Annotated in this window: 1 protein-coding gene; it reads left to right on the forward strand. The window is 42.4% G+C overall.

Features of this window, described 5'->3' with window-relative positions; genetic code table 11:
- The first annotated feature begins 68 nt into the window (after nucleotides 1–68).
- A protein-coding gene (locus tag A7975_RS33145; protein WP_141680177.1) for an IS3 family transposase occupies nucleotides 69–1,624 on the forward strand; the annotation gives its coding sequence in 2 pieces (ribosomal slippage) (nucleotides 69–699 and nucleotides 699–1,624; 1,557 coding nt in all).
- The last annotated feature ends 44 nt before the right edge of the window (nucleotides 1,625–1,668 follow it).

Genomic DNA, 1,668 nt, shown 5'->3' on the forward strand with positions numbered 1-1,668 from the left:
TTGATATGCTCCCCCTACAGTAGACAGGTGAAATAATAAAACCTGATTACTGTAAGGGGAGCTTTTTCATGGCTAAAGGAAAATATAATGCACTAGAGAAACTTACGATTCTCGAAGAAGTGTCAAATGGGGAAATTGGTTTTTTAGCTGCGACTAAGAAGTATGAGATCAACAAAACAACGTTGATGAAATGGCAGCGTCGCTACAAGCTGTATGGCTATGAAGGACTGGAGCACCGTACACATAATCGAAGTTATAGTGCAGAACTTAAGCTCCAAGCGGTGAAAGATTACCTTGAGGGTGTATGGTCTAAGTACCAGATCATCGATAAATATAAGATTGCAAGTACAACCCAGCTCTCCAACTGGATTAAGAAGTATAATAGTCATAGCAGCTTAAAAGCCTATAAAGGGGAAACAAAAGCTATGACAAAGGGTCGCTCTACGACGTGGCAGGAACGGATAGAAATTGTCCAATATTGTATGACTAATCAGCATGACTACCAAAAGACAGCGGGACAATTTCAGGTCTCCTACCAGCAAGTATACCAATGGGTGAAGAAGTTCGAGGATCGCGGTCAGGATGCATTAAAAGATGGCCGTGGAAGAAAGAAAGCCCCGGAAGAGCTAACGGAAGCCGAACAACAGAAACTTAAGATGAAGCAGATGGAGTACGAAATGGAGCGCCTTCGGGCGGAAAATGCATTCTTAAAAAAGTTAGAGGAACTCGAAAGAAGGCGACGCTAAGTCAAGTAAGACAGGAGACAACCTACCTTGCTATTCAAGCGCTTCAACAGGAGGCATCAATGTGTATTCAGCTTCTCTGTGAAGTTGCTGGAATTGCACGCTCAAGCTATTACAAGTGGTTAAATCGCACACCTAGTTCTCGTGAATTAGAGAATGAACAGTTGATATCGTTGATGATAAACATCTATGAGAAAGTAGAACGTACCTTTGGATACCGTCAATTAACCTTACATGTGCGTAAACAAACTGGGAAAAAGCTCAACCATAAGCGTATATACCGGCTAATGAAACTAAAAGGTATGCAGTCCGTCATCCGCAGGAAGAAAACGAAATATGTACGCTCCACTCCACAGCAAGTGGCTGAAAACCTGTTAAACCGTGAATTTCAAGCCACTGAACCAAATGAGAAGTGGGTGACGGATGTGACCGAATTCAAATATGGACATGGTCAGAAAGCGTATTTGAGCGCTATTCTAGATCTCCATGATAAAGCCGTCGTCTCCTATGTATTGGGGCATTCAAATAACAATCCGCTAGTATTCCAGACTTTAAAGCAAGCCCTACAAGCAGCTCCAGGAAGCAAACCCATGCTTCACAGCGATCGTGGATTTCAATACACCTCACTGGACTTCAAGAAGTTATTGGACCAAAACGAGTTGTCTCAGAGCATGTCCCGAGTTGGTCGTTGCATCGATAACGGACCAATGGAATCTTTCTGGGGAACTCTAAAATGTGAGAAGTATTATTTACACACGTACGAAACCTTTGCGGACCTTAAGAGAGACATCGAAGCCTACATCTATTTTTACAATAACGAACGATTACAAGCAAAATTAAACGGCCTCAGTCCTATGGAATTCAGGAGTAAGGCCGCTTAACTGTTTTTATTATTTGTACTGTCTACTTGACGGGGTGCTGTTCA

This window comes from Bacillus sp. FJAT-26390, assembly GCF_001682865.1.
GTDB lineage: Bacteria > Bacillota > Bacilli > Paenibacillales > Paenibacillaceae > Pristimantibacillus.